Here is a 22,539-nt window from a genome sequence, read left to right as displayed (position 1 = left end):
GCGTCGTCGTGAACGTTCACGCCGACGACGCCGCGAAGGGCTCCCCATGACTGACCCCACCCCGACCACCCCGACCGCTCCCGGCTGGGCGGTCCTCGGCCCGGGCAGCATCGCCCGCCGCTTCCTCTCCCAGCTCCCCGCGAGCACGCGCGGCGCGCGCCTCGTCGCCGCCGGCAGCTCGAGCGCCGAGCGCGCCGGGGCCTTCGCCGCCGAGGCCGCCGACCACGGCTTCGCCGACGTCACGGGCGGCGACTACGACGCCGTCCTCGCGGATCCGACCGTCGACGCCGTCTACATCTCCACCGTGCACACCGGCCACGCCGACCTCGTGATCCGCGCCCTCGACGCCGGCAAGGCCGTCCTCTGCGAGAAGCCGCTCGCCGTCAACCACGGCACCGCGATGGCGCTCGTCGACGCGGCCCGCGCGGCCGGCCTCCCGCTCGTCGAGGCGTACATGTACCGCTTCCACCCGCAGACCCAGGCGCTCCTCGAGCTGATCCGCGACGGCGAGATCGGCGAGGTCGCCCACGTCGACGCGTCCTTCTCCTTCCGCACCGGATCCCGCACCGGCCGCCTCTACGACACCGCGACCGCGGGCGGCGGGATCCTCGACGTCGGCGGCTACACGGTCACCGCCGCGGCCGCCGTCGTGCAGGCCGCCACCGGGATCGCGGTCGCCGAGCCGCTCACCCTCGAGGTCGACGGCACGGTCGGCCCGACCGGCGTCGACGAGTGGTCGGTCGCGCGCCCCACCTATCGCGGCGGCGCCGGGCGGCCAGGCATCACCGCCACTCTCCGCACGGGCGTCGCCCTCGACGAGCCGCAGGCGCTCACGATCCACGGATCCCGCGGCCGCATCCACCTCAACGACCCGTGGACCCTCGGCGACGCCCCCACCATCGAGATCTCGGTCGTCGGCGAGGAGCCGCGCACGCTCACCTTCACGGGCGCGAAGCCGTACGCCATCGAGGCCGACGCCACGACCGACGCCCTCGCGGCCGGCCTCGGCGAGGCCGCGCAGATGACGCTCGACGAGACGCTCGCCACCGCGCGCACGCTCGACCGCTGGCGCGCCGCGCTCGACCTCCGCTACCCGTTCGAGGCGGAGGACGCCGACATCCCCACCGTCTCGGGCCGGCCCCTCCGGGTGCGCGACGACAGCCCGATGCTCTACGGCGAGATCCCCGGCGTCGGCAAGCGCATGTCGCGCCTCGTCATGGGCGTCGACAACCAGCCCGACCTCGCCCACGCGTCGGCGATCTTCGACCACTTCGTCGAGCAGGGCGGCAACGCCTTCGACACCGGCTACATCTACGGCGGCGGCGTGCTCGAGGGGCGCCTCGGGAGGTGGATCCAGAACCGCGGCATCCGCGAGGACCTGGTCGTCATCACCAAGGGCGCCCACACCCCGCACTGCGACCCCGATTCGCTCACGCGGCAGCTGCTCGAGAGCCTCGAGCGCCAGGGCACCGACTACGCCGACATCTACCTCATGCACCGCGACGACCCCGACGTGCCGGTGGGGGAGTTCGTCGACGTGATGGACGAGCACCAGCGCGCCGGGCGGATCCGCTCCTACGGCGTCTCGAACTGGACCCCGGAGCGCTTCGACGAGGCGCAGGCCTACGCGCAGGCCAACGGGCGGGCGGGCTTCCAGGCGCTGAGCGACCACTTCGGCCTGGCCGAGGCGTACGACGTGCCGTGGGCGGGGTGCGTGCACGTCACGGATCCGGCCTCCAAGGCCTGGCTCGAGGAGCGGCAGATCCCGCTGCTCCCGTGGTCGTCGCAGGCGCGCGGCTTCTTCACCGGCCGCGCCCGCCCGGACGACCTGAGCGACCCGGAGCTCGTGCGCTGCTACTACGGCGACGACAACTTCGAGCGCCTCCGCCGGGCCGAGGAGCTCGCCGCCGAGCACGGGGTGCAGGCCACGGCGATCGCGCTCGCGTACGTGCTCGCGCAGCCGTTCCCGACCTTCCCGCTCTTCGGACCGCGCACCATCTCGGAGGTCCGCTCCTCGATGCAGGGCCTCTCCGTCGAGCTCACCCCGGAGCAGGTGGCGTGGCTGGACCTGCGCGGCTGAGCGGAGCGGATGCGTCCGGCCGGGAGCCCGCGAGGGACCCGGCCGGCCGCGCCACGATCCACGACGTCGCGTCCGCCGCCGGGGTCTCCCGCCAGACCGTGACGCGCGCGATGAACGCCATGCCGGGCATCAGCGAGGAGACGAAGCGGCGGGTGCTCGACGTCGCCGACCAGCTCGCCTACCGGCCGTCGCGCTTCGGCCGCGGCCTCGTGACGGGCGGCGACCACCAGCTCGGCCTCGTGGTCGACGACCTGCGGAACCCGTGGTCGCCGGAGCTCGCGTCCGCGGTCGTGCGCGTCGCGGCGGCGCGCGGCTGGAACGTGTCGCTCGCCGACGTGGGCCTCGCCGCCGACTCCGACCGCATGGTGGAGGCGCTCGGCGCGCAGACCGACGCGGTCATCGGCACGCTCGGCTCCCGCGCCGGCGAGTGGATCGCGCGGCTCGGCTCCGTGCCCGTCGTGGAGCTGGATCCGCGCGGCGAGCCCCTGCGCGCCGCCGTCCTCCTCGATCCCTCGGGCGCCGTCGAGGCGCTCGCCGACCACCTGCGGGCGGCGGGCGTCGCGCATCCGGTCGTGCTCGACGCCGCCGTGGCCGTCGGTCCGAGCGCGCGCGCCCGGCTGCTGGTCGACGCGTTCGCGGCGCGCGGGATGGCGGCGTCCGTGGTGCGCGCATCCGCACCCACCGCGGAGGCCGCGGCCGAGGCGACCGAGCGGATCGTCGCCCGGCCGCGCACCGCCGACGCGATCGTGGCCTTCAACGACGTGTGCGCGCTCGGCGTGCTGTCCGCCTGCCGCCGCGCGGCCGTCGACGTGCCGGGCGAGGTGCGCGTGGTCGGCATCGACGGCCTGTCGATCGGCCGCCTGCTCGCGCCCACGCTCACGACGCTCGCGGTGGACCTCGACGAGCTCGCCCGGAACGCGCTCGATCTCGCGGTCGCGATGATCGCGGGGGAGCTGCCGCGCTCCGGCCCCGAGGTGATCCGCACGGTGCGGCACCAGCTGGTGGTGCGCGAGTCAGCGTGATGCGCGCCCACTGGTGCGGACATGCATTGTTCGCATAGAATGCGAACATGCTCATCACTGTGGATCCCGCGGCGAAGGCGTCGCTGGCCGACCAGGTCGCCACGCAGATCCGCTACGCCATCGCGCGCGGGGAGCTCGCGAGCGGCGAGCGTCTGCCGTCGGCGCGCGATCTCGCGGCCTCGATCGACGTGAACATGCACACGGTCCTCCGGGCGTACGCGAGCCTCCAGGACGACGGGCTCATCGAGCTGCGACGCGGTCGCGGGGCCACGGTGATCCGCTCGGGCAACGCCTCGTTCGACCGGATGCGCTCGCTCGTCGAGGAGCTGCGCGCGCAGGCCGACACCCTCGGGGTGCCCCTCGACGACCTCCTCACCATGATCAAGGGAGCACGATGACCGCCACGACGCCCCCGTCCCTCCCCCTGTCCCTCGGCGCGCGCGTGGCGGTCGTCGCCCCCGCGGCCGTCATCGCGCTGGTGCTCGGCGTCGCGGCCGTCCTGCTCGCGCCGGAGCTGCCCGCCCGCATCGCCGTCCACTTCGCCGCCGACGGCAGCCCCGACGGCTGGAGTTCGCCGTGGCCGATGCTCGCCGCCGCGCTCGGCCTCGCCCTCCTCGGCACGGCGCTCGCCGTCGCCGCGCTGCGCGTGCGGGACCGGCGCACCGCCGCCACGGTGCTGCTCGTCGTCAACCTCCTCGCGGGGAGCCTCGCCACGGGCTGGATCGGCATCGCCATGGCCGGCTCGGTCGGCGACGGCACGTTCCCCATGTGGTGGAGCGTCGTGTTCCTCGGCGTCGGCGCGCTGGCGGCCGCCATCCCGCTGATCGTGCTCGTGCGGCACGCGTCGCCCGTCCCCGCGCACGACGTGCCGGCGCTCCCGGTGACCGCCACGGCCCGGATCGCCTGGCGAGCCCATGCGGGCAGCGCGTGGTTCGCGGGCATCGGCGCGGCTGTCGTGGTCACCGGCATCGTGGCGGGCGTCAGCACGTCCGGCATCGACGTGGGCACCGCCGCGCTCTCCTCCATCCCGCTGGTCGTGTCGGGTCTCGCGGTCCTCGTCCTGGCCCGGGTCGACGTCACCGTGGACGCCCGCGGCTTCCGGGTCACGTCGTCGTGGACGCGGATCCCCGTCATGCGCGTGCCCCTCGACCGGATCGAGTCCGGCGGCTGGGAGGACGTGTCGCCCGGCGAGTGGGGCGGCTGGGGTCTGCGGCTCTCGGGGCGCGGCGTCGCGTACGTCACGCGATCCGGCCCGGGCCTCGTCGTCCGGCTGCGCGGCGGCCGGGCGCGGCTCGTGACCGTGGCGGACGCGCATCAGGGCGCGGCCGTCCTCGGCGCCCTGCTCGCCGCGCGCGACGCGGCCTGATCCGCAGCCCGGCGCCCCCGTCCTCCTCCGCGGCGCGCCCCCGGTCCGGATTCCGACGTCCGCGGCCCGCCGCCGGGACCCGTCTCCGCGGCCGTGCGCGGCCTGCACGTGCGCCTGGGGAGAATCAGTGCAGCACCTTCGCATTCGCTGGTATTTTCCGGCTGCACCGCCGGGTGCATCAGCGGGCACGACCCGTCGGTGCCCCGGTCTGAGTCGTACAGCAGCCACGCAGAGGAGCACCACGTGTCCGAACCAACACCCGACCCGTCCGCGACGGAGCCCGCCACACCGGAGCCGGTCACGCCGGAGCCCGCCACGCCGCCTCCGGCCTCCGAGACGGGAGCCGCGGCCGGCGGCCCGGCTCTCCCGCCGCCGGCCGCGGCCCCCGCGGGCATCCCCCCGATCGGCGTCCCCCCGACCGTCGGCCCCGCGACCGGCGTCTCCCCGACCGGCGTCTCCCCGACCGGCGCCGCACCGCATCGGCCCAACCCCGTGGTCGACGCCCTCCGCGGCCTCACGGTGCGCGATCGCATCGTGGCGGTCGTCGCCGGCGCCGGTGCCTACGTGGCCGCCTACCTGGTGGGCGTCGTGTGCCTCCTCCTCACCATCGCGGTCGCGATCGCCTCGAACAGCGGCTCCGGCTCGGGCTCGGGCGCGTCCTCCGGCTCCTCCGGCGGCATGTCGACGCCGAGCATCCCCGACGCGCTCGGCGCCATCGGCAACATCTTCGCCGGCCCCGCCCAGCTCATCTCGCTCGCCGACCTCGGTCGGCTGGGGGTCTCCGGAGCCCTCCAGGTGATCGTCCCCGTGACCGGATCGCTGTCGGTCGGCGTCCTGCCCGTCACCGTGGGCCTCGCGCAGCTCCTCGCGCTCGTGCTCGTCGCCCGGTACGCCGGGCGCCGTGATCAGCCGTTCCGCGTGCGCCTCGCCGGATCCGTCATCTCGGGCCTCGTGCTCGCGGTCATCAGCCTCGTGTTCGGCCTCCTCCTGGCCTTCCGCATCCCCGCGTCGAGCGGAGTCTCCATCGGCGACATCTCCGCGACCACGGTCGGATCCGTCTTCGTGGCCTTCCTCGTGGGCGTCTCCGCGACCCTCCTCGCACGTCCGGGATGGCTCACCAGCCTGCACCCCGTGATCGCCGCCGGCCTCGGCACCCTGCGGGTCGCGGCCAGCCACCTCGGAGCGCTCGTCGTCGTCTCGGCCGTCGTCATCGTCATCGGATCCGCCTTCGCCGGCTCCTCGGGACCCGGCGCCGCGCTGCCGCTGTTCCTCGGGAACCTCGCCGTCGTGCTCGCCGCCGTGAGCATGTTCGCCACGGCCTCCCCGTCCGACTTCCTCGTGCAGGTCGCGCAGTCGGCCGCCGGTTCCCGCTACCAGGCCGGCAACACCGACCTCTCCGTCCTCAGCGGCCCGGCGTCGATCTGGCTCCTCGTGCTGCTCTCCGTGCTGCTCGCGTTCGTCGCGGGCATCGCGCTCGCCATCCGCCGCGGTGCGGTGGCGCGCCGGGGCGTCGACTGGGCCGCGACTCCCGCCGCCTACTTCGTGCTCGGCATCCTCGGGCTCGTCCTCGGGACGGCCGTCGTCAGCGTCCACGTCGCGACGGTCAACGGCGACGGATCGATCGGCCTCACTCCGTGGCTGCCGGTCATCCTCGCCCTCTGGGGAGGGGCCATCGAGACCGTGGCGCGCTTCGTGGCGCCGCGGGTCCTCGCCGTCACGCCCGCCCCGCTCACGGGGCTCGTCGCGCGACTCGTGGGCAGGGACGCCGCGGCCGTCGCCGCGTGGACCCCGCGTGCGCGTCCCGTGAACGCGCCCGGGGTCGGGGCGGCCACCGCCGCGTCCGCCGCGGGAGCGGTGCAGGGAGGCGACGCACCTGCGGGCGAGCCGACCGACACCGCGTCGGCCCCGGCCGTCGCGGGTCTGCCGGCGCCGCGGGCGCTGTCCCCGCGGGGGCGCCGCATCCTCATCCGCTCCTCCATCGCCGGCGGTGCGGTCGTCCTGCTCATCGTCGCGCTGTCGATCACGGGGGGCGTGCTCCGCTCCACCGTCTGGGGTCCCGGTTCCACGGCGCAGCGCTTCGTCCAGGCCATCGCCGACGGGGACGCCAGCACGGCGGGCACCCTCGCCCAGATCGACGGGATCGGCTCCGGCATGCTCACCGACCAGGTGCTGCAGTCCGCGAAGACGCGCATCTCCGACGTGCAGCTCGGCCTCGTCCACCAGGACGGCGACACGGCGACGGCGACCGTCACCTACAAGCAGGGCACGGATCCTCGGACGACCCAGGTGGGTCTCACGCGCGTCAGCACGTCGTGGCTCATCCAGGACGAGTGGCGCGTCACCTCCTCCCTCGGGGGCAAGGTCGTCGTCCAGGCACCCGCCGCTCTGGAAGGGGCGAAGATCACCGCGGACGGGATCCCGATCGGCCAGGTCGCGCACGCGTCCGGCTACGGCGGCGGCGTCCAGTCCTTCGCGGCCTTCCCCGGTGACTACACGATCGCCGTCGAGGGCACCGACTACTTCGCCGCGCCGACCGCCGACGTCACCGTCGCGGACGCGGGCACGGTGCCCGTCTCGCTGTCGCTGGCGGGTACGGACAAGCTCACGGCCGACGCCTCCAAGCTGGTGCAGGACACCATCACGTCGTGCGCGGCCCGCACGGACGCGAAGCTCCCGTCGGAATGCCCCTTCAGCGGTCCGTACTACTACTCGAACGTGTCGAACGTCTCGTACACGGTGACGCGCATGCCCGAGCTGAAGGTGATCGTGCGGGACGACGGCTCCATCGGGGTCATCTCCACCACGAGCGGCCAGGTGGAGGAGAAGTACCAGACCAGCTACTCCTTCGAGCCGACCCCCGAGCAGCACGACTACCAGGACACGTTCCAGGTCGCGCAGCGGCTCAAGGTGGTGAACGGTCAGCTCACGGTGACGGACAGCTACTGACCGCCGTCAGCCGCCCGAGAACGGCGGCAGCACGTCCACCGCGCTGCCCGCGGTGAGGGGGGCGTCGCGATCCGTGGTCGCGACGCCCTCCAGGAGGTAGGTGCAGCGGGCCAGCACGGCCGCGGCGTTCGCGGGATCCTCGGACGCCGCGGCCCGGGCGCCGAGCGCGTCCACGAGGTCGCCGAGCACGGCGCCGTCGGGCAGGTCGAGCGCGTCGGTCGTGCGGCCGAGCGCGGCGGACGCGGCGGCGAAGAGCTCCACGGGCACGATCACGTCAGCCGCCGATCGCGCTCATGGAGCGGGCGGGCTGGATGAAGTCGGCCTGGTCCATGCCGTGGCCCTTCGGCTTCGCCCACATCGCGCCGCGCCAGAGGTCGGCGACCTCGGCATCCGAGGCGCCGGAGCGCAGCGGCGCGAGCAGATCGGTCTCGGTGTGCGAGAAGAGGCAGCTGCGGACGCCTCCCGTCGCGGTGAGGCGGGTGCGGCGGCAGTCGGCGCAGAACGGCTCGGTGACGCTCGCGATGACGCCCACCCGGCCGAGCATCGCGGTGCCCGGGCCGCCCTCGCGGGAGTGCACGCGCCAGAGCTCGGCCGGGGCGCCGTCGCGTGGATCGTCGTCGGGCACGAGCGTGAAGCGCTCCGACAGGCGCCCGCGGATCTCGGCCGCCGTGATCATCTCGGCCCGGTCCCACGCGTGGTCGGCGTCGAGCGGCATCTGCTCGATGAAGCGCAGCTGGTGTCCGCCGGCGACCGCCCACTCCAGGAGGTCGGCGGCCTGGTCGTCGTTGACGCCGCGCACGAGCACGGCGTTGATCTTGATGGGCGCGAGCCCCGCGGCCGCCGCGGCGTCGATGCCCTCGAGCACGCGGTCGAGGAACGGGCGGCGCGTGATGAGGCGGAACGTCTCGGCGTGCACGGAGTCGAGCGAGACGTTGATCCGGTCGAGCCCCGCGTCACTCAGCGCCTGCGCGCGGGACGCCAGGCCGATGGCGTTGGTGGTGAGCGAGATCTCGGGCCGGTCGGGGAGGGCGGCGCACGCGGCGATGATCTCCAGCAGGTCGCGGCGCAGCAGCGGCTCCCCGCCCGTGAACCGCACCTGCCGCACGCCGAGGTCGCGCGTGCCGATGCGCACGAGCCGCTCGATCTCGGCGAGCTGCAGCGCCTGTCGGTCGGGCGTGAAGGGGAGGCCCTCGGCCGGCATGCAGTAGGTGCAGCGCAGGTTGCAGCGGTCCGTGAGGGAGATGCGGAGGTCGGTCGCGCGGCGGCCGTGGGTGTCCAGGAGCGCCGGGTCGTCGGGCCGGGCGGGACCCGGCGCGGCGGCGGGACGCGGCATGGCCGGCATCCCCAGCGAGGTGCTCATGCGTCCAGGCTACGCGCGCCCCGCCGCGGACCCGACGCGCGGCGGATCGGGCGTCTCGTCGCGCGCCGCGTGCGCGGTCCGTAGGATCGATGCATGACGCAGAACAGGGACAGGATGCCCCGTCGAGCCGCGGATGCCGACGAGGCATCCGGATCCCGCGACGCGGGCGCGCCCACCCGCTACCGCGTGAGCGAGGCCGCCGCGCTCATCGGCGTGAGCGACGACACCCTCCGCCGCTGGGCCGACGCGGGGCGGCTCGACCTGGTGCGCGGCCAGGGGCGGCTGATCCTCGTGGACGGCGTGCAGCTCGCGCACCTCGCGACCGAGCTCGCGGCGGACGGGGCGCTCGCCGCGTCCTCCTCGCGCGCGCCGCTCGCGTCGGCGCGCAACCGGATGCCCGGCATCGTCACGCGCGTCGTGCGCGACGGGGTGATGGCGCAGGTCGAGATCCAGGCGGGGCCGTTCCGCGTGGTGTCGCTGATCAGCCGCGAGGCCGCCGACGAGCTGGGCCTCGAGGTGGGCTCGCCCGCGGTCGCGACCGTGAAGGCCACGAACGTGGGCGTCGAGGCTCTCGCGCCGGAGTCGCTGACGGGCGGGCGGGCCTGATGCGCCGCGTGCGCGCGGTCGTCGTGGGGGCGCTCGCCACCGGGGTCCTGGCCACCGGGCTCCTGGCCGGCTGCTCCGCCGGCGGATCCACGCCCGCCGGCGTCCCCGATCCCGCTCCCGACTCGATCTCCGGCGCCCTCGTCGTGCAGGCCGCCGCCTCGCTCACCGGCAGCATGGACCAGGTCGTCGCCGACTTCGAGGCGCAGCACCCGGGCGTGACCGTCACCGTCTCGTACGGTGGCAGCTCGACGCTCGCGCAGCAGATCGTGCAGGGCGCGCCCGCCGACGTGTTCGCGTCCGCCTCCACGGCGACGATGCGGACGGTGGCCGACGCGGGGGAGACCGCGGCAGGCCCGCGCGTCTTCGCCCGCAACGCCCTCGAGATCGCGGTGCCGCCCGGGAACCCGGGACGCATCACGGGCCTCGCCGACTTCGCCGACGCCGGTCGCACGCTCGCCCTCTGCGCGCCCGAGGTGCCGTGCGGCGCCGCGGCGGCGCAGGCGTTCACGAAGGCGGGCATCGCGCCGCAGCCGGACTCGCTCGAGCAGGACGTGCGCGCCGCCCTCACGCGCGTCGAGCTCGGCGAGGTGGACGCGGCGGTCGTCTACGAGACCGACGTGCGCGCCGCGGGCGATCGGGTGCAGGGCGTGCCCCTGCCGGACGAGGCGAACGTGACGACCGACTGCGTCGTGGCGCCGCTCGCCGGATCCGCGTCGCCTGCCGCGGCCGCGGCCTTCGCGGACTTCGTGGCTGGCGATGCCGCCCGCGCCCGGTTCGACGCCGCGGGGTTCCGTGCGCCCTGAGCGCGTGACGGCCCGCGCGCGGATCCGCACGCGCCTCCACGCGGGCGAGCGCGCCGACCGCGTGCCCGCCCTCCTCTGGATCCCGGCCGGCGTCGCGCTCGCGTTCCTCGTGCTGCCGCTCGCGGCGCTCGTGGTGCGCGCGCCGTGGGCGACGCTGGGGGAGCGGCTGGCGGATCCGGGCATCGCGCGCGCCCTCGGCCTCTCGCTCGGCAGCGCCCTCGCGGCCACGGCGCTGAGCCTCCTGCTCGGGGTGCCGCTCGCGTTCGTGCTGTCGCGCTCGGCGGGCCGGCCGCCCGTGGTGCAGCGGATGCTCCGAGCGCTCGTGACCGTGCCGCTCGTGCTGCCGCCCGTGATCGGCGGCGTGGCGCTCCTGCTCCTGCTCGGGCGCCGCGGGCTCGTGGGCGGACCGCTCGAGGCGCTGACGGGCATCACGATCCCGTTCACGACGCCGGCCGTGGTGATCGCGGAGACCTTCGTGGCCATGCCGTTCCTCGTGCTCGCGGTGGAGGGGGCGCTGCGCGGCGCCGACCGCCGGTTCGAGGACGCCGCCGCGACGCTCGGCGCGAGCCGCTGGACCGTGCTCCGCCGGGTGACCCTCCCGCTCGTCGCCCCCGGGATCGGCGCGGGCGCGGTGCTGTGCTTCGCCCGCGCGCTCGGCGAGTTCGGCGCCACCCTCACCTTCGCGGGCAGCTTCCCGGGGGTGACCCAGACCATCCCGCTGTCGGCCTACCTCGCGCTGCAGACGGATCCGGACGCCGCCGTCGTGCTGAGCCTCGTGCTGCTCGCGGTGTCGGTCGTCGTGCTCGTCAGCCTGCGCGACCGGTGGACCTCGGGGGTGCACGCGTGAGCGGCGCCGCGCACGACCGGGGGCTCGACGCCCGCGTCGTCGTCGAGCGCCCCGCCTTCCGGCTCGACGTCGCGCTGCGGGTCCCGGCCGGATCCACGACCGCCGTCGTCGGCCCCAACGGCGCCGGGAAGTCGACGCTGCTGCGCGCCCTCGCCGGGCTCGTGCCGCTCACCGCGGGACGCGTCGCGCTCGACGGCCGCGTGCTCGAGGACGCGGATGCGCGCGCCCCGCGGATCCCCGCCGAGGGCCGCGGCATCGGCGTCGTCTTCCAGGACCACCTGCTCTTCCCGCACCTGTCGGCGCTGGCGAACGTCGCCTTCGGTCCGCGCGCGCACGGCGTCCCGCGAGCGGAGGCCGAGGGCCGCGCCCGCGCCCTCCTCGACCGGCTCGGGATCGCGCCCCTCGCCGACCGGCGGCCGGCGGCTCTCTCCGGCGGCCAGTCCCAGCGCGTCGCGCTCGCCCGCGCGCTCGTGCTCGAGCCGCCGCTGCTCCTCCTCGACGAGCCCATGGCTGCGCTGGACGCGGGCACGCGGCTCGACGTGCGCGACCTCCTCGCCGAGGAGCTCCGCCGGTTCGGCGGCGCGGCCGTGCTCGTGACGCACGACCCGGTGGACGCGCTCGCGCTCGCCGACCGGATCCTGGTGCTGGAGGACGGCCGCGCGGTGCAGGAGGGCGCGCCCACGGAGGTCGCGACCCGGCCCGCGACCGCGTACGTCGCCCGGCTCGTGGGCATGAACCGCGTGGAGGGCCGGGACGCCGTGGGGCGCCGGGTCGTGCTGCTCGCCGCGCCCGCCGACGTGCGGCTGGCGCGCGGATCCGACGCCGGGCCCGAGCGCGCCACCCACGTCGAGACCACCGACGTCGAGACCACCCACGTCGAGATCGCCGGCGTCGTCCGCCGTGTGGAGGCCGCGGCCGGGCGGATCCGCGTCACCCTGCGCCTCGCCGCGACCGACGCCGCCGAGCTGATGCCGGACGCGGGCGCCGAGGTCACCGCGGAGCTCGACGCCGCCGCGTTCGCCGCGCTCCGACCGGCCGCCGGCGAGCGCCTGCGCGCGCGGATCCCGCGCGGGAGCTGAGTCAGCGCGCGGGAGGTCCGTCGGCCGGCACGCGATCCCGGCCCAGCCGCCGCCGCACGGCCGCCGGGACGAGCCGCCGTCGCCCGTCCGGCCCGAGGCGCACGAGCGAGCCGACCACGACGATCGCCAGCGCGGCCCCGAGCGCGATCTGCCACGCCTCCTCGTCCGGCGCGAAGAGCCGCAGCGCGAGCGCCGCCACCACCGCGAACCACTCGCCGCGGCCCGTCATGGCGATGAACGGGATGAGCAGCAGCGCGTACCAGGGGTAGCGCGGGCTGACGGCGAGGAGGGTGACGCCGATCATCACGAGCTGGCCGAGCCAGGGATCGGCCGGGTCCGTCCGCCGCCAGACGAGCCCGGCGGTCACCGCGAGGATCAGCGCGACCGCGATCAGCCCGAACCGCCCCGGCACCACGAGCTCGATGAGGGGGAAGCGCCCGCCGTCGTCGTAGCCCTCCTCCTGCAGGTAGCCGGGCAGGTAGCCGAGCACCGCGATCCCGGTGCTGATGACGTACGGCACGTACAGCAGCGCGAAGGTCACGACCGCCGCGGTGATCACCTTCCACGGCTGCTTCCGCAGGAGCGCCGGCGCCGCGATGACCGGGATGAGCTTGGTGGCGATCGCCGCCCCGAGCGCGATGCCGCCGCGCCAGCGCATCCCGCCCGCGACGAGCAGCGACGCCGCGAGCGCGAGCAGCACCCCGAGGGCGTCGACGTGCGAGTTGGTCACGACCTCGCTCGCCACGAGCGGGCACCACGCCCAGAGCGCCGCCCACCACAGCGGCTTGCCGCGCTTCCGCAGCGCGCGCAGGAGCAGGAGCGTGACGGCCGTCATCATCACCAGGCCCGCGACCTGGAACGCCGCGTACTCGGCGCCCACGGGCACGACCGCGCGCACGCCCGCGAAGAACAGCTCGGCCATGGGCGGGTAGATGGTCGGCACCTTCGGGCGGTTGAGGGCCGTGCACATGGGCTCGTGCGTCTCCTCCTCGCGGACGCCCATGATCCGCTTCCCCTCGCAGGTGGCGGCCCCGTCCGACCCGACGACGGTCTTCGGATAGAGCCACTCGGGCCGGAGGTCGCGGAGCTCCGGATCGGCCGGCGTGTACCGGTACGGCGACTCGCCCGCGTTCTGCACGATGCCGTCCCACGCGTATCGCGCGGAATCAGTGCTGGTGTTCGGCGGTCCGACCAGCGCGGCGCCGCCGAGACCCACGGATCCGAGGATGATGAGCGCAACGGCGGCTCTCGCCGGCAGCTTCCGCACCAGGAGGACCGCCGCTCCGAACACCACCCAGATGACGACCACGAGCCAGAAGAACGGCGCGGCACCCTCGCGACGGAAGAAGGCCTCGTCGTCGGCGTCGCCGAACAGATCGAACGCGATCACCGACCACCCGGTGAGCACGGACATCACGAGCAGGACGAAGGCGGTGAGGGCGGTGCGCACACCCCATTGTGACGTCGCGCGGCTCGACGACCGCCGACCGGGCTTCACCGGTCGTCCGGCAGACGAAGGAAGGCCCCCATGCGGACGCTGATGCACGAGGCACGGCGCCGGCTCGCGTCGCCCGCCCGCACGACCCGGATGGCGGTCGTGATCGGCCGCCTGCTGGGCCTCGCCTTCCTGGTCTGCTTCGGCACGGGCCTCTACAGCCACTTCCTCCAGGACCCGCTGCCGTGGATGCGCTTCCCCACAGCGCCCGTCTCGCTGTACCGGGTGACGCAGGGCATCCACATCACCGCGGGCATCGCGTGCGTGCCGCTGCTGCTCGCCAAGCTCTGGATCGTCTTCCCCGAGCTGCTCACGTACCCGCCGGTCACCGGGGTCGTCTCGTTCCTGGAGCGCGCGTCCATCGCCGTGTTCGTGGGCGCATCGCTCCTCGAGGTGACGATGGGCCTCCTCAACACCTTCCAGTGGGTGCCGTTCCCCTTCTACTTCCGGCAGACGCACTACGCGCTGGCGTTCGTGGTGATCGGCTCGCTCGCGATCCACATCGGCGTGAAGCTGCCCGCCATCGCCGGCCACTGGCGGCGCGGGCAGGCCGACGAGTCGCCCATCGTGGACGACGCGCCGGATCCCGCCGCGCGCGACGCGCGCGCTCCTCGCGGCCTCACCGGCCGCGTCACCGCCTGGATCGACGGCGCGCCCGTCGCGCCTGCGCCCGTCGCGCGCCGCGGGTTCCTCGTCGCGGTCGGCGCATCGGTGGCCGCGGTCGTGGGGCTCACGGCCGGCCAGTCCTTCCGGCTCCTCGCCCCGTTCAACGCCTTCGGCCCGCGCGTCATGGGCACCGGCCCGCAGGCGCTCCCCGTCAACCGCACGGCCGAGGCCGCGGGTGTGACCGAGACGGCGGTGGATCCCGGATGGACGCTCACCGTCTCCGCCGGATCCGCGTCGCGCGCCTTCACGATGGACGACCTGCGCGCCATGGAGCTCGTCACCGCCACGCTCCCCATCGCGTGCGTCGAGGGCTGGAGCCAGTCGGCGACCTGGCGCGGCGTGCGCCTGACGGACCTGATGGACGCGGTCGGCGCCGACCCCGGCGCGCGGCTGCGGGTCACGAGCCTCGAGCAGCGCGGCGGCTTCCGCCGGACCGAGATGGGGCCCGAGTACGTGCGCGACCCGCTCACCCTCGTGGCGCTCGAGCTCGACGGCGCGCCCCTCGACATCCAGCACGGCTACCCGGCGCGCATGATCGCGCCCGGACGGCCCGGCGTGCTGCAGACCAAGTGGCTCTCGACCCTGGAGGCGATGTGATGACCGGCACACGAACCGTCCCCGCGCCCGCATCCCGCGGCGTGCTCGCGGCCCGGATCGCGCTCGTCGCGGTGGGCGTCGCCGGCCTCGTCCTCGGCGCGCTCGTGCTCCTCGATTCCCAGCGTCCGGACCAGGTCGTCGGCGTCGCCGTCTTCCTGCTCGTCGCGATCCTCGTGCACGACGCGATCCTGTCGCCCGTCGTGTTCGTCGCGGGCCTCCTGCTGCGCAGAGCCGGCCGCCGGCTGCCACCGGGCGCGCTCGTGATCGTGCAGGCGGGCGTCATCGTGATGGCCGTGATGACCGTCGTCGTCATCCCGGAGATCCGGGCGCGCGCCATCGGGAACGACAACCCGACGATCCTCATCGCCGACTACGCGCCCCGGCTCGCCCTCATGTGGGTCGCCACCGCGGTGGCGACCGCCGTGGTCGCGGTGGTCTACGCGCGGACGAGGCGCGAGAAGGACCGGCCGCCGGTCACCCAGGACTGAGCGGGCGCGAGGCCCGCGTCCTCGGCGAGGCGCGCGACCGCGTCGCGGCCGACCTGCGCCCAGGGGAAGGGATCGCTCGCGCGGCCCTGGCCGTCCTCGACCGTGCACTCGAACGTGCGGTCGCGCGAGGGATCCGGGTGGGTCTCCACCACGAGCGCGCCCTCGTCGTCGAGCAGCTCGCCGCACCGGGCGAGGAGCGCGCCCGCGTCGCCGCCGATGCCGATGTTGCCGTCGAGGAGGAGGAGCGTGCCCCAGCCGCCCTCGCGGGGGAGCCGCTCGAACACGGAGCGGTGCAGGACGGGGAGGCCCTGGCCGGCGGCCATCTCGACCACGGTGGGGGAGACGTCGATGCCGAGGGCGCCGAGCCCGGCGTCCATCGCGGCGCGGACCATGCGGCCCGGGCCGCAGCCGATGTCGAGGACCGGGCCGCAGGCGTCGGCGAGCAGGCTCGCGTCGACCTCGTCGGCGTCGGCGCTCCACCGGCTGATGTCGATGACCTCGGCGCTGTCGTCGTCCGCCGTGAGGGACAGGAACAGCACCTCGCCGGAGTCGCGGAGCGCACGGGCGTACGGCTCGCCGCCACCGGATCCGAAGGTGCGGTCGCGCGCGGTCGCGCGGTCCTCGGGGTGGTCGACTGCCAGGCTCATGCGGGATCCCTCTGCGGTGCGGCGTGCGATGCGGCGGCGACGGGGATGCCCGGGCCGGTCATCAGGATTCGGAGCGCGGCGGCGAAGCGATGGGCGGGTGCGGCGGCGGCGGCCTCGAGCGCGTCGTCGACGGTGTCCACGTCGGTGAGCTCGGGCAGCATCGCGACGTCGAGCCCGGCGTCGATCAGGCGCGACAGCTGCACGGCTCCGGTGTCGTCGCGCGACATGGGCACGCCGCGCACGAGCGCGCCGTCCGGCTCGCGGAGGCCGAGCGCCCAGAAGCCGCCGTCGTTCGCGGGGCCGAACCACGCGTCGGGTCCGCGGGCGCCGTCGGCCCACGAGTCGAGCACGGGACGGAGGAGGTCGGCGGTGAGCTGCGGGGTGTCCATGCCGACGAGGAGGACGGGACCGTCGAGCGCGTCGAACATGGCGGCGAGGCGCTCGTCGAGGTCGCCCGCCACCTGCGGGATGACGTCGTAGCCGGCGGCCTCGGCGGGCGGCGTCGTGCCGTCGAAGAGGAGGACGCGGCGCTCGGGGGCCGCGTCGTCGACGGCCGCGAGCGTGTCGGCGAGGGCGGCGGAGGCGAGCTCGGCCGCCTCCTCGAGCGTGAACGGCGGATGCAGGCGCGTCTTCACGCGACCGGGGATGCACTCCTTGGCGATGACGACGACGGCGGTCATGCGGATCCTCCCGGTGCCTGGTGGGCGCCCGCCGCGGCGGCCCGCGCCTCGGCGAGCACGCGCGACATGTCGCGGACGGCGGTGACGGTCCCGCGCACGGTGCCGGTGACCTTGGACCGCCCGACGCGCGGTGCGTACGGCATGTCCACCTCCAGGATGCTCCACCCGGCGGCCGACGCCCGCAGCAGCATCTCCAGCGGATAGCCGCTGCGCCGGTCGAGGATCCCGAGCGCCAGCAGATCCTCCCGCCGGCCGCACCGCATGGGCCCGAGATCGTGCAGCGGCACGCCCGTGATCCGCCGCAGCCGCCGCGCGAGCTCCAGGTTCGCGATGCGCGCGTGCAGCGGCCACGCGCCGCGCGCGGACGGGACGCGGCGGCCGAGCACGAGGTCGCGCTCGCCGTGGCGGACGGGGTCGACGACGCGGGGGAGGAGGGCCGGATCCATCGACGCGTCGGCGTCGCAGAACGCGACCAGCGGCGCGGTCGCCGCCTCGAGCCCGGCGTGCGCCGCCGCTCCGAACCCGCGGCGCGACTCGGCGACCACGAGCGCGCCGTGCTCCCGGGCGACCTCGGCGGAGCGGTCGGTGGATCCGTTGTCGACGACGATCGCGCGGTACCCCTCGGGCAGCCGGCCGAGCACCCAGGGCAGGGCCCCCTCCTCGTCGAGGCAGGGGAGGACCACGTCCACGAGCGCTTCCGTCATCCGTCGAGCCTAGGAGCACGCGGGTGGGCGTCCGCGCAGGGGTGACGGCTCGCTCGCAAGCCGGACACCGCGCGGGTCCGGCCCCAGGGAGCGCGCATAGTCTGGCCGGGTGAGCCCCACCTACGACCCCGCGCGCGCCGACACCGCCCGCCCCGACGCCGCGCGGCCCGATGCGACCCGGCAGGATCCGCTCCGCGGCCGCCGCATCCTCGTGGTGGAGGACGACCCGACCGTGAACGAGGTCGTGTGCCGGTACCTCAAGGCGTCCGGCTTCCAGGTGGAGACCGTGGCCGACGGCCTCGAGGCCGTGCGCGTCGCGACCGAGCGGATGCCCGACCTCGTGGTGCTCGACCGCATGCTCCCCGGGCTCGACGGCCTCGAGGTGTGCCGCCGGATCCGCGCCGAGAACCCCGACTCGCCCGTCCCCGTCGTGATGCTCACGGCGCTCGGGCAGGGCGAGGACCGCGTCAACGGCCTCGACGCCGGCGCCGACGACTACCTCGCCAAGCCCTTCTCCCCGCGCGAGCTCGTGCTGCGCGTGCGCGCCGTGCTCCGCCGCACCGTGCCCGAGGCCGTGCCGGAGCCGCCGTTCGTGGCGGGCCCGTTCGTGCTCGACCTGGGCGCGCGCGAGATCCACCAGGCCGGCGCGATGCTCTCCCTCACCTCGCGCGAGTTCGACCTGCTCGCCTTCCTGCTGCGGAACCCGCGCCGCGTCTTCGGCCGCGACGACCTGCTCCGCTCCGTGTGGGGCTGGGAGATCGGCGACCTCTCCACCGTCACCGTCCACGTGCGGCGCCTGCGGGAGAAGATCGAGGCCGATCCCGCGCACCCCGTGCTCCTCGGCACCGTCTGGGGCGTGGGCTACCGGTTCGACCCGGACGCCGCGGCGCCCGTCGCGGCCTCGCCCGATGCCGCTGCCGCGCCCGATGCCGCTGCCGCGCCTGCTCCCGGGGCTGCCGCCGTCGCTGACGACCCTGCCGGGGACGACGCCGCCGCATCCGCCCCCGCCCCCGTCGCCGGGGACGACGCGTGACCGCCGACTCCTTCCTCATCGTCGTCCTGACGGCGCTGGTGTGCGCCGCCATCGTCGGCCTCGGCGCGAGCGTGCTGCTGCGCCTGCTCCGCCGCCGGTCGCTCGTGCTCCAGATCTGCGTGGTCGCGCTCGCCGCCGTGCTCTCGGTCGTGGGCGGCATGGTCGCCGTCACCGCCGGCATGCTCGTCGACGACGCCGGCCTCACCGCCTTCCTCTCCGTCGCCGCGGTCTCCGCGCTCGTCTCCCTCGTGATGGCCGCGATGCTCGGCATGACCCTCGTGCGCGGCAGCCGCGAGCTCGGCCGGTACGCCGCGTCCATGGGCGAGGAGGCCGCGGTCGAGCCCGGCCGCCCCACCAGCACCGAGTTCGCGCAGCTGGCCCGCGAGCTGAGCGCCGCCAACCGCCGCCTCGCCGACGCCCGGGACCGCATGGAGGCGCAGGAGCGCAGCCGCCGTGAGCTCATCGCGTGGATGTCGCACGACCTGCGCACGCCGCTCGCCGGCATCCGCGCCATGGCCGAGTCCCTCGAGGACGGCATGGTCGACGACGTGCACCGCTACTTCCGGCAGATCCGCGTGCAGGCGAACCGGCTCAACGGCATGGTGGACGACCTGTTCGAGCTGTCCCGGATCAACTCCGGCAGCCTCGAGCTCGCGGTCGAGCGCGTCTCCCTCTACGACGTCGTGAGCGACACGGTGGCCGAGCTCGGCCCGGTCGCGCAGGCGCGCAAGGTCGATCTCCGCGGTGTCACCGCGCACGACGACCTCGTGGTGCAGGGCGATCCGCGCGAGCTGTCGCGCGTCGTCGGCAACCTCGTCATGAACGCCATCCAGCAGTCGCTGCCGGGCGGCCGCATCGTCATCTCCGCGCACCGCGACTCCGGCAACCTCGCCGTGCTCTCCGTCGAGGACACCGCGGGCGGCATCCCCGAGGCCGACCTCCCACGCGTGTTCGACGCGGGCTGGCGGAGCACCGGATCCCGCACCCCGCGCGCGTACGGCGCGAGCGCCGCCGCGAAGGCCGCCCTCGGACCCGACTTCCCCGCCGCGTCCGCGGAGGCCGCGGCACCGGATCCGGCCGTGCAGGCGGAGGGCTCGCACGACGGCGGCTACGCGTCCGGCGGCGGCGGCGCGGGCCTCGGCCTCGCGATCGTGCGCGGCATCGTCCGCGCCCACGACGGCGACGTCACCGTCCAGAACATCGACGGCGGCTGCCGCTTCGACGTGATCCTGCCGTACAGCAAGCCGGTCGCCTCGTGACCCGCGCCGCCCTCCGCGCGTGGTCGGCGTTCCTGGGGATCGTCGCGGCGCTCGCCGTGCTGGCCGTCGCCGAGATCACGGCGGCGTTCGTGGCGCCGACCGCGAGCCCGGTGCTCGCGGTGGGCGCGCTCGTCATCGACCTCGTGCCCGCGGGCGTCAAGGACGCGGTGATCGCCGTGTTCGGCACGGGGGACAAGGTCGCGCTGATCGTCGTGCTCGGGTTCGTGGTGCTCGCCGCGGCCGCGCTCGCCGGCATCCTGCAGGTGCGGCGTCCGCCGCTCGGCGTGGTGGTGCTGGCCCTGTTCGCCGGGGTCGCCGTGCTCGCCGCCACCACGCGCGCCGGGGCGACGGGTGCCGCCGCGATCCCGACCGTCGTCGGCATGATCGCGGGCGTCTTCGTCCTCCACCGCGGCGCCGACCGCCTCCGCGACTGGCGCGACGCCGCGACCCGCTCGGCCTCCTACTCGGCGCAGACCGCGGAGCCCGTGCGCGGCATCGCCCGCCCGGCCCAGCGCGCGCCCCTCACCCCGGGATCCGGCGCGCGCGTCGAGCGCCGCACCTTCCTCCTCATGACGGTCGTCGCCGGCGCCGCGTCCGTGGTCGCCGGATCCGTGGCCCGCGGCATCAACGCCGCCTCCGCCCGCGTGGACGACTTCCGCCGCACCCTCGTGCTGCCGCGCGCGACGACTCCCGCCGCCGCGATCCCCGCGACCGCCGAGCTCGGTGTGCCCGGCCTCGCCCCCTTCGTCACGCCCGCCGCCGACTTCTACCGCATCGACACCGCGCTGCAGGTGCCGTCGGTCGACGCCTCCTCCTGGACGCTGCGGATCACGGGCATGGTCGAGCAGGAGGTCGAGATCACGTTCGCCGAGCTGCTCGCCCTCCCGCTCGAGGAGCACGTGACGACCCTCACCTGCGTCTCGAACGAGGTCGGCGGGAACCTCATTGGCAACGCGCTCTGGCTCGGCTACCCCATCCGCCTCCTGCTCGAGCGTGCCCGGCCCACCGCGGGCGCCGACATGGTGCTGTCCACGAGCCAGGACGGCTGGACCGCGAGCACGCCGCTCGAGGCGCTCACGGATCCCGACCGCGCGTCGATCCTCGCGGTCGGCATGAACGGCGAGCCGCTGCCGCAGGAGCACGGCTTCCCCGTGCGGATGGTGGTGCCCGGCCTCTACGGCTACGTCTCCGCCACGAAGTGGGTGACCGAGCTCAAGGTGACGACGTTCGCCGAGGACGTCGCGTACTGGTCGACGCGCGGCTGGACCGAGCGCGGCCCGATCAAGACCGGCTCGCGCATCGACACCCCGCGCTCCGGCGCGCGCGTCGACGCCGGCCGCACGGCGATCGCCGGCATGGCCTGGGCGCAGCACACCGGCATCCAGAAGGTGGAGGTGCGCGTCGACGAGGGCGACTGGGTCGAGGCGACGCTCGGCGACGGCGTGGGCGCGGACACGTGGCGGCAGTGGTCGTACGCGTGGGACGCGGCGAGCGGATCCCACAGCGTGGAGGTGCGCGCCACCGACACGACGGGCGCCACGCAGACCGCCGACGAGGTGCCGCCCGCCCCCGACGGCGCGACCGGCTGGCACCGGATCACCGTCAACGCGGGGTGATCCGGGTTCCCGTGCGGCGCTCCCGGGACGCACCGGGCCAGCACGCGCGGAGCGAGGGCGCGTAGCGTCGAGGCACGGCGCCACCGCGCCGCATCGACCAGCAGAGGAGAGCACCGTGAGCGACATCGAGAACCCGCGCGACCCCGCCGACCGCGACCTGGACGACACCGGCATCGACGAGGAGGAGCTCGTCGGCACCGACGCCCGCGAGGCGCAGGAGGCCATCGACGCCGAGCGCGTCGTCCCGCTCGACGACGAGGACGCGACCGCGCTCGACGACGAGGACGCCGACGGCGGGCTCGGCATCGACATCACCCAGTCCGACGGGCCCGACCTGGAGGCCGGCGACGACCTCGACACCGGCGCAGCGATCCGCTGATCCGCCCCGACGCACGACGACGGCCCCCGCTGATGCGGGGGCCGTCGTCGTGCGGGGAGCGTGCGCCCGGGTCAGTCCGCGAGGATCGCGTACAGGGCGCGCCGCGTCTCGTCGAGCTTCGCCGCCGCGGCCTGGCGCTGGGCGTCGGTCGCGTCGTGCATCAGCGGCTTCACGACGCCCATGAGCTTCATGAGGCTCGTCTGGAACGCGTCCTCGCCCTCGGACCTGTCGGTGGTGGCGGCCCAAGCCGCGTCGATCTCGGCCTGGTGCTCCTCGACGTGGGCGCGGCCCTGGTCGGTGAGGGAGTAGACGCTCTTGGCCCCGGTCTCGTCGGCGACGATGAGGTCCTCGTCGACGAGCTGCTGGAGCGTCGGGTAGACGGATCCGGGGCTCGGCCGCCACGCGCCCTCGGTCTTCGCGGCGATGCCGGTGATGAGGCCGTAGCCGTTCGAGGGCGCGTCGGCGAGGAGGGAGAGGATCGCGAGGCGGACGTCGCCACGGCGGGCGCGTCCCCGTCCGCCGCGTCCGCGGCCCGGGCCGAATCCGGGACCGCCGAATCCGGGGCCGCCGAAGCCGCCCATGCCCGGGATGCCCGGGAACCCCGGGAAGCCGGGGCCGTCGCCGGGGCGGAAGCCGCGCGCGAGCGGGTGGCCCGGCATGATGCGCGGGCGTCCGCCGCGGTGGTGCTGCCTGCGGGGCTCGTGGCGGTCGGCGGGGACGCCGTCGCGGTCGTGGTCGTGGTGGTCGTGGTGCGGGTTCTGGTCGTGGGTGCGCATGTCGCGCTCCTTCCGGTCGGGATGCGTGGGGATCGCGGCGTGCTGTCGCGATGCATCGACGATATGTCGCCGACAGTCGGAAGTCAATCC

The 22,539-nt window shown here is 75.3% G+C and carries 22 protein-coding genes; 15 read left to right on the top strand and 7 right to left on the bottom strand.

The window, feature by feature from the left end; genetic code table 11:
* Positions 1–46 precede the first annotated feature (46 nt).
* The 5 genes from ACU4ZT_RS12330 to ACU4ZT_RS12310 all read left to right on the top strand — a co-directional run bounded on the left by ACU4ZT_RS12330 (position 47) and on the right by ACU4ZT_RS12310 (position 7,414).
* Positions 47–2,080, top strand: coding sequence for an aldo/keto reductase (locus ACU4ZT_RS12330; RefSeq protein ID WP_445337273.1), 2,034 nt, complete (start codon positions 47–49; stop codon positions 2,078–2,080).
* Entirely contained in the window at positions 2,059–3,102 is a 1,044-nt protein-coding gene (locus ACU4ZT_RS12325) for a LacI family DNA-binding transcriptional regulator (protein ID WP_445337272.1), read from the top strand. The genes ACU4ZT_RS12330 and ACU4ZT_RS12325 overlap by 22 nt, the downstream gene beginning before the upstream one ends.
* Positions 3,103–3,149: 47 nt before the next feature.
* Positions 3,150–3,500 carry a GntR family transcriptional regulator gene (locus ACU4ZT_RS12320; protein WP_063071068.1) on the top strand — a complete coding sequence of 117 codons (351 nt, stop codon included), beginning with the start codon at positions 3,150–3,152 and terminating at the stop codon, positions 3,498–3,500.
* Positions 3,497–4,468: a DUF1648 domain-containing protein gene (locus ACU4ZT_RS12315; RefSeq protein WP_445337271.1), complete on the top strand. Its 972-nt coding sequence runs from the start codon at positions 3,497–3,499 to the stop codon at positions 4,466–4,468. The genes ACU4ZT_RS12320 and ACU4ZT_RS12315 overlap by 4 nt, the downstream gene beginning before the upstream one ends.
* A 243-nt stretch (positions 4,469–4,711) precedes the next feature.
* Positions 4,712–7,414 carry a hypothetical protein gene (locus tag ACU4ZT_RS12310; RefSeq protein WP_445337270.1) on the top strand — a complete coding sequence of 901 codons (2,703 nt, stop codon included), beginning with the start codon at positions 4,712–4,714 and terminating at the stop codon, positions 7,412–7,414.
* Between the two features lie 6 nt (positions 7,415–7,420).
* On the opposite strand, the gene ACU4ZT_RS12305 is transcribed toward ACU4ZT_RS12310, so the two are convergent.
* Positions 7,421–7,687, bottom strand: coding sequence for a MoaD/ThiS family protein (locus ACU4ZT_RS12305; protein WP_063071065.1), 267 nt, complete (start codon positions 7,685–7,687; stop codon positions 7,421–7,423).
* Position 7,688: 1 nt separating this feature from the next.
* Entirely contained in the window at positions 7,689–8,774 is a 1,086-nt protein-coding gene (gene moaA / locus ACU4ZT_RS12300) for a GTP 3',8-cyclase MoaA (protein ID WP_414146345.1), read from the bottom strand.
* Between the two features lie 93 nt (positions 8,775–8,867).
* Between moaA and ACU4ZT_RS12295 the strand changes: the two genes are divergently transcribed.
* From ACU4ZT_RS12295 to ACU4ZT_RS12280, 4 genes are read left to right on the top strand one after another with little or no spacing between them, the layout of a single operon-like run.
* Entirely contained in the window at positions 8,868–9,380 is a 513-nt protein-coding gene (locus ACU4ZT_RS12295; protein ID WP_445337269.1) for a TOBE domain-containing protein, read from the top strand.
* The gene (modA, locus tag ACU4ZT_RS12290; protein WP_414764219.1) at positions 9,380–10,183 is read left to right on the top strand and encodes a molybdate ABC transporter substrate-binding protein; all 804 of its coding nucleotides are present in this window, start codon (positions 9,380–9,382) and stop codon (positions 10,181–10,183) included. Before ACU4ZT_RS12295 ends, modA begins: the two co-directional genes overlap by 1 nt.
* 4 nt (positions 10,184–10,187) lie before the next feature.
* Positions 10,188–11,030 (top strand): ABC transporter permease, encoded by an 843-nt coding sequence (locus tag ACU4ZT_RS12285; RefSeq protein WP_445337268.1) that lies wholly within the window; start codon positions 10,188–10,190, stop codon positions 11,028–11,030.
* On the top strand, positions 11,027–12,109 hold the full coding sequence (locus ACU4ZT_RS12280) for an ABC transporter ATP-binding protein (RefSeq protein WP_445337267.1): 1,083 nt from the start codon (positions 11,027–11,029) through the stop codon (positions 12,107–12,109). Before ACU4ZT_RS12285 ends, ACU4ZT_RS12280 begins: the two co-directional genes overlap by 4 nt.
* A 1-nt stretch (position 12,110) precedes the next feature.
* Here the strand turns inward: ACU4ZT_RS12280 and ACU4ZT_RS12275 are convergent, their stop codons facing one another.
* Positions 12,111–13,559: a glycosyltransferase family 87 protein gene (locus tag ACU4ZT_RS12275; protein ID WP_063071062.1), complete on the bottom strand. Its 1,449-nt coding sequence runs from the start codon at positions 13,557–13,559 to the stop codon at positions 12,111–12,113.
* A gap of 78 nt (positions 13,560–13,637) precedes the next feature.
* Between ACU4ZT_RS12275 and ACU4ZT_RS12270 the strand changes: the two genes are divergently transcribed.
* Positions 13,638–14,867 carry a molybdopterin-dependent oxidoreductase gene (locus tag ACU4ZT_RS12270; RefSeq protein WP_063071061.1) on the top strand — a complete coding sequence of 410 codons (1,230 nt, stop codon included), beginning with the start codon at positions 13,638–13,640 and terminating at the stop codon, positions 14,865–14,867.
* Positions 14,867–15,355, top strand: coding sequence for a hypothetical protein (locus ACU4ZT_RS12265; protein WP_063071060.1), 489 nt, complete (start codon positions 14,867–14,869; stop codon positions 15,353–15,355). The genes ACU4ZT_RS12270 and ACU4ZT_RS12265 overlap by 1 nt, the downstream gene beginning before the upstream one ends.
* Here ACU4ZT_RS12265 and ACU4ZT_RS12260 read toward each other — a convergent pair.
* The 3 genes from ACU4ZT_RS12260 to ACU4ZT_RS12250 are packed head-to-tail and all read right to left on the bottom strand — an operon-like array spanning position 15,304 to position 17,386.
* On the bottom strand, positions 15,304–16,002 hold the full coding sequence (locus ACU4ZT_RS12260) for a class I SAM-dependent methyltransferase (protein WP_414749079.1): 699 nt from the start codon (positions 16,000–16,002) through the stop codon (positions 15,304–15,306). The genes ACU4ZT_RS12265 and ACU4ZT_RS12260 overlap by 52 nt on opposite strands.
* On the bottom strand, positions 15,999–16,682 hold the full coding sequence (locus ACU4ZT_RS12255; RefSeq protein ID WP_414749078.1) for a TIGR04282 family arsenosugar biosynthesis glycosyltransferase: 684 nt from the start codon (positions 16,680–16,682) through the stop codon (positions 15,999–16,001). The genes ACU4ZT_RS12260 and ACU4ZT_RS12255 overlap by 4 nt, the downstream gene beginning before the upstream one ends.
* Positions 16,679–17,386: a glycosyltransferase family 2 protein gene (locus ACU4ZT_RS12250; protein ID WP_063071057.1), complete on the bottom strand. Its 708-nt coding sequence runs from the start codon at positions 17,384–17,386 to the stop codon at positions 16,679–16,681. Before ACU4ZT_RS12250 ends, ACU4ZT_RS12255 begins: the two co-directional genes overlap by 4 nt.
* Before the next feature lie 109 nt (positions 17,387–17,495).
* Between ACU4ZT_RS12250 and ACU4ZT_RS12245 the strand changes: the two genes are divergently transcribed.
* The 4 genes from ACU4ZT_RS12245 (at position 17,496) to ACU4ZT_RS12230 (ending at position 21,673) form a co-directional block, all read left to right on the top strand.
* Entirely contained in the window at positions 17,496–18,419 is a 924-nt protein-coding gene (locus tag ACU4ZT_RS12245; RefSeq protein ID WP_445337266.1) for a response regulator transcription factor, read from the top strand.
* A complete protein-coding gene (locus tag ACU4ZT_RS12240; RefSeq protein ID WP_063071056.1) occupies positions 18,416–19,678 on the top strand; it encodes a sensor histidine kinase in 1,263 nt (420 codons plus the stop codon). Before ACU4ZT_RS12245 ends, ACU4ZT_RS12240 begins: the two co-directional genes overlap by 4 nt.
* Positions 19,675–21,294 carry a molybdopterin-dependent oxidoreductase gene (locus ACU4ZT_RS12235; RefSeq protein WP_270979657.1) on the top strand — a complete coding sequence of 540 codons (1,620 nt, stop codon included), beginning with the start codon at positions 19,675–19,677 and terminating at the stop codon, positions 21,292–21,294. The genes ACU4ZT_RS12240 and ACU4ZT_RS12235 overlap by 4 nt, the downstream gene beginning before the upstream one ends.
* A gap of 115 nt (positions 21,295–21,409) precedes the next feature.
* The gene (locus tag ACU4ZT_RS12230) at positions 21,410–21,673 is read left to right on the top strand and encodes a hypothetical protein (RefSeq protein ID WP_063071054.1); all 264 of its coding nucleotides are present in this window, start codon (positions 21,410–21,412) and stop codon (positions 21,671–21,673) included.
* Between the two features lie 71 nt (positions 21,674–21,744).
* Here ACU4ZT_RS12230 and ACU4ZT_RS12225 read toward each other — a convergent pair whose 3' ends face one another.
* The gene (locus ACU4ZT_RS12225; RefSeq protein WP_270979656.1) at positions 21,745–22,449 is read right to left on the bottom strand and encodes a PadR family transcriptional regulator; all 705 of its coding nucleotides are present in this window, start codon (positions 22,447–22,449) and stop codon (positions 21,745–21,747) included.
* Positions 22,450–22,539 lie beyond the last annotated feature (90 nt).

It is taken from the genome of Clavibacter davisi (genome assembly GCF_052751415.1).
This window is presented reverse-complemented; position numbering and strand designations above follow the sequence as displayed.

Coding starts and splice junctions, on each gene's coding strand:
- ACU4ZT_RS12315 (WP_445337271.1), top strand. CDS start 3,497: ATGACCGCCACGACGCCCCCGTCCCTCCCCCTGTCCCTCGGCGCGCGC.
- ACU4ZT_RS12295 (WP_445337269.1), top strand. CDS start 8,868: ATGACGCAGAACAGGGACAGGATGCCCCGTCGAGCCGCGGATGCCGAC.
- modA (WP_414764219.1), top strand. CDS start 9,380: ATGCGCCGCGTGCGCGCGGTCGTCGTGGGGGCGCTCGCCACCGGGGTC.
- ACU4ZT_RS12320 (WP_063071068.1), top strand. CDS start 3,150: ATGCTCATCACTGTGGATCCCGCGGCGAAGGCGTCGCTGGCCGACCAG.
- ACU4ZT_RS12265 (WP_063071060.1), top strand. CDS start 14,867: ATGACCGGCACACGAACCGTCCCCGCGCCCGCATCCCGCGGCGTGCTC.
- ACU4ZT_RS12260 (WP_414749079.1), bottom strand. CDS start 16,002: ATGAGCCTGGCAGTCGACCACCCCGAGGACCGCGCGACCGCGCGCGAC.
- ACU4ZT_RS12250 (WP_063071057.1), bottom strand. CDS start 17,386: ATGACGGAAGCGCTCGTGGACGTGGTCCTCCCCTGCCTCGACGAGGAG.
- ACU4ZT_RS12330 (WP_445337273.1), top strand. CDS start 47: ATGACTGACCCCACCCCGACCACCCCGACCGCTCCCGGCTGGGCGGTC.
- ACU4ZT_RS12270 (WP_063071061.1), top strand. CDS start 13,638: ATGCGGACGCTGATGCACGAGGCACGGCGCCGGCTCGCGTCGCCCGCC.
- ACU4ZT_RS12225 (WP_270979656.1), bottom strand. CDS start 22,449: ATGCGCACCCACGACCAGAACCCGCACCACGACCACCACGACCACGAC.
- ACU4ZT_RS12255 (WP_414749078.1), bottom strand. CDS start 16,682: ATGACCGCCGTCGTCGTCATCGCCAAGGAGTGCATCCCCGGTCGCGTG.
- moaA (WP_414146345.1), bottom strand. CDS start 8,774: ATGAGCACCTCGCTGGGGATGCCGGCCATGCCGCGTCCCGCCGCCGCG.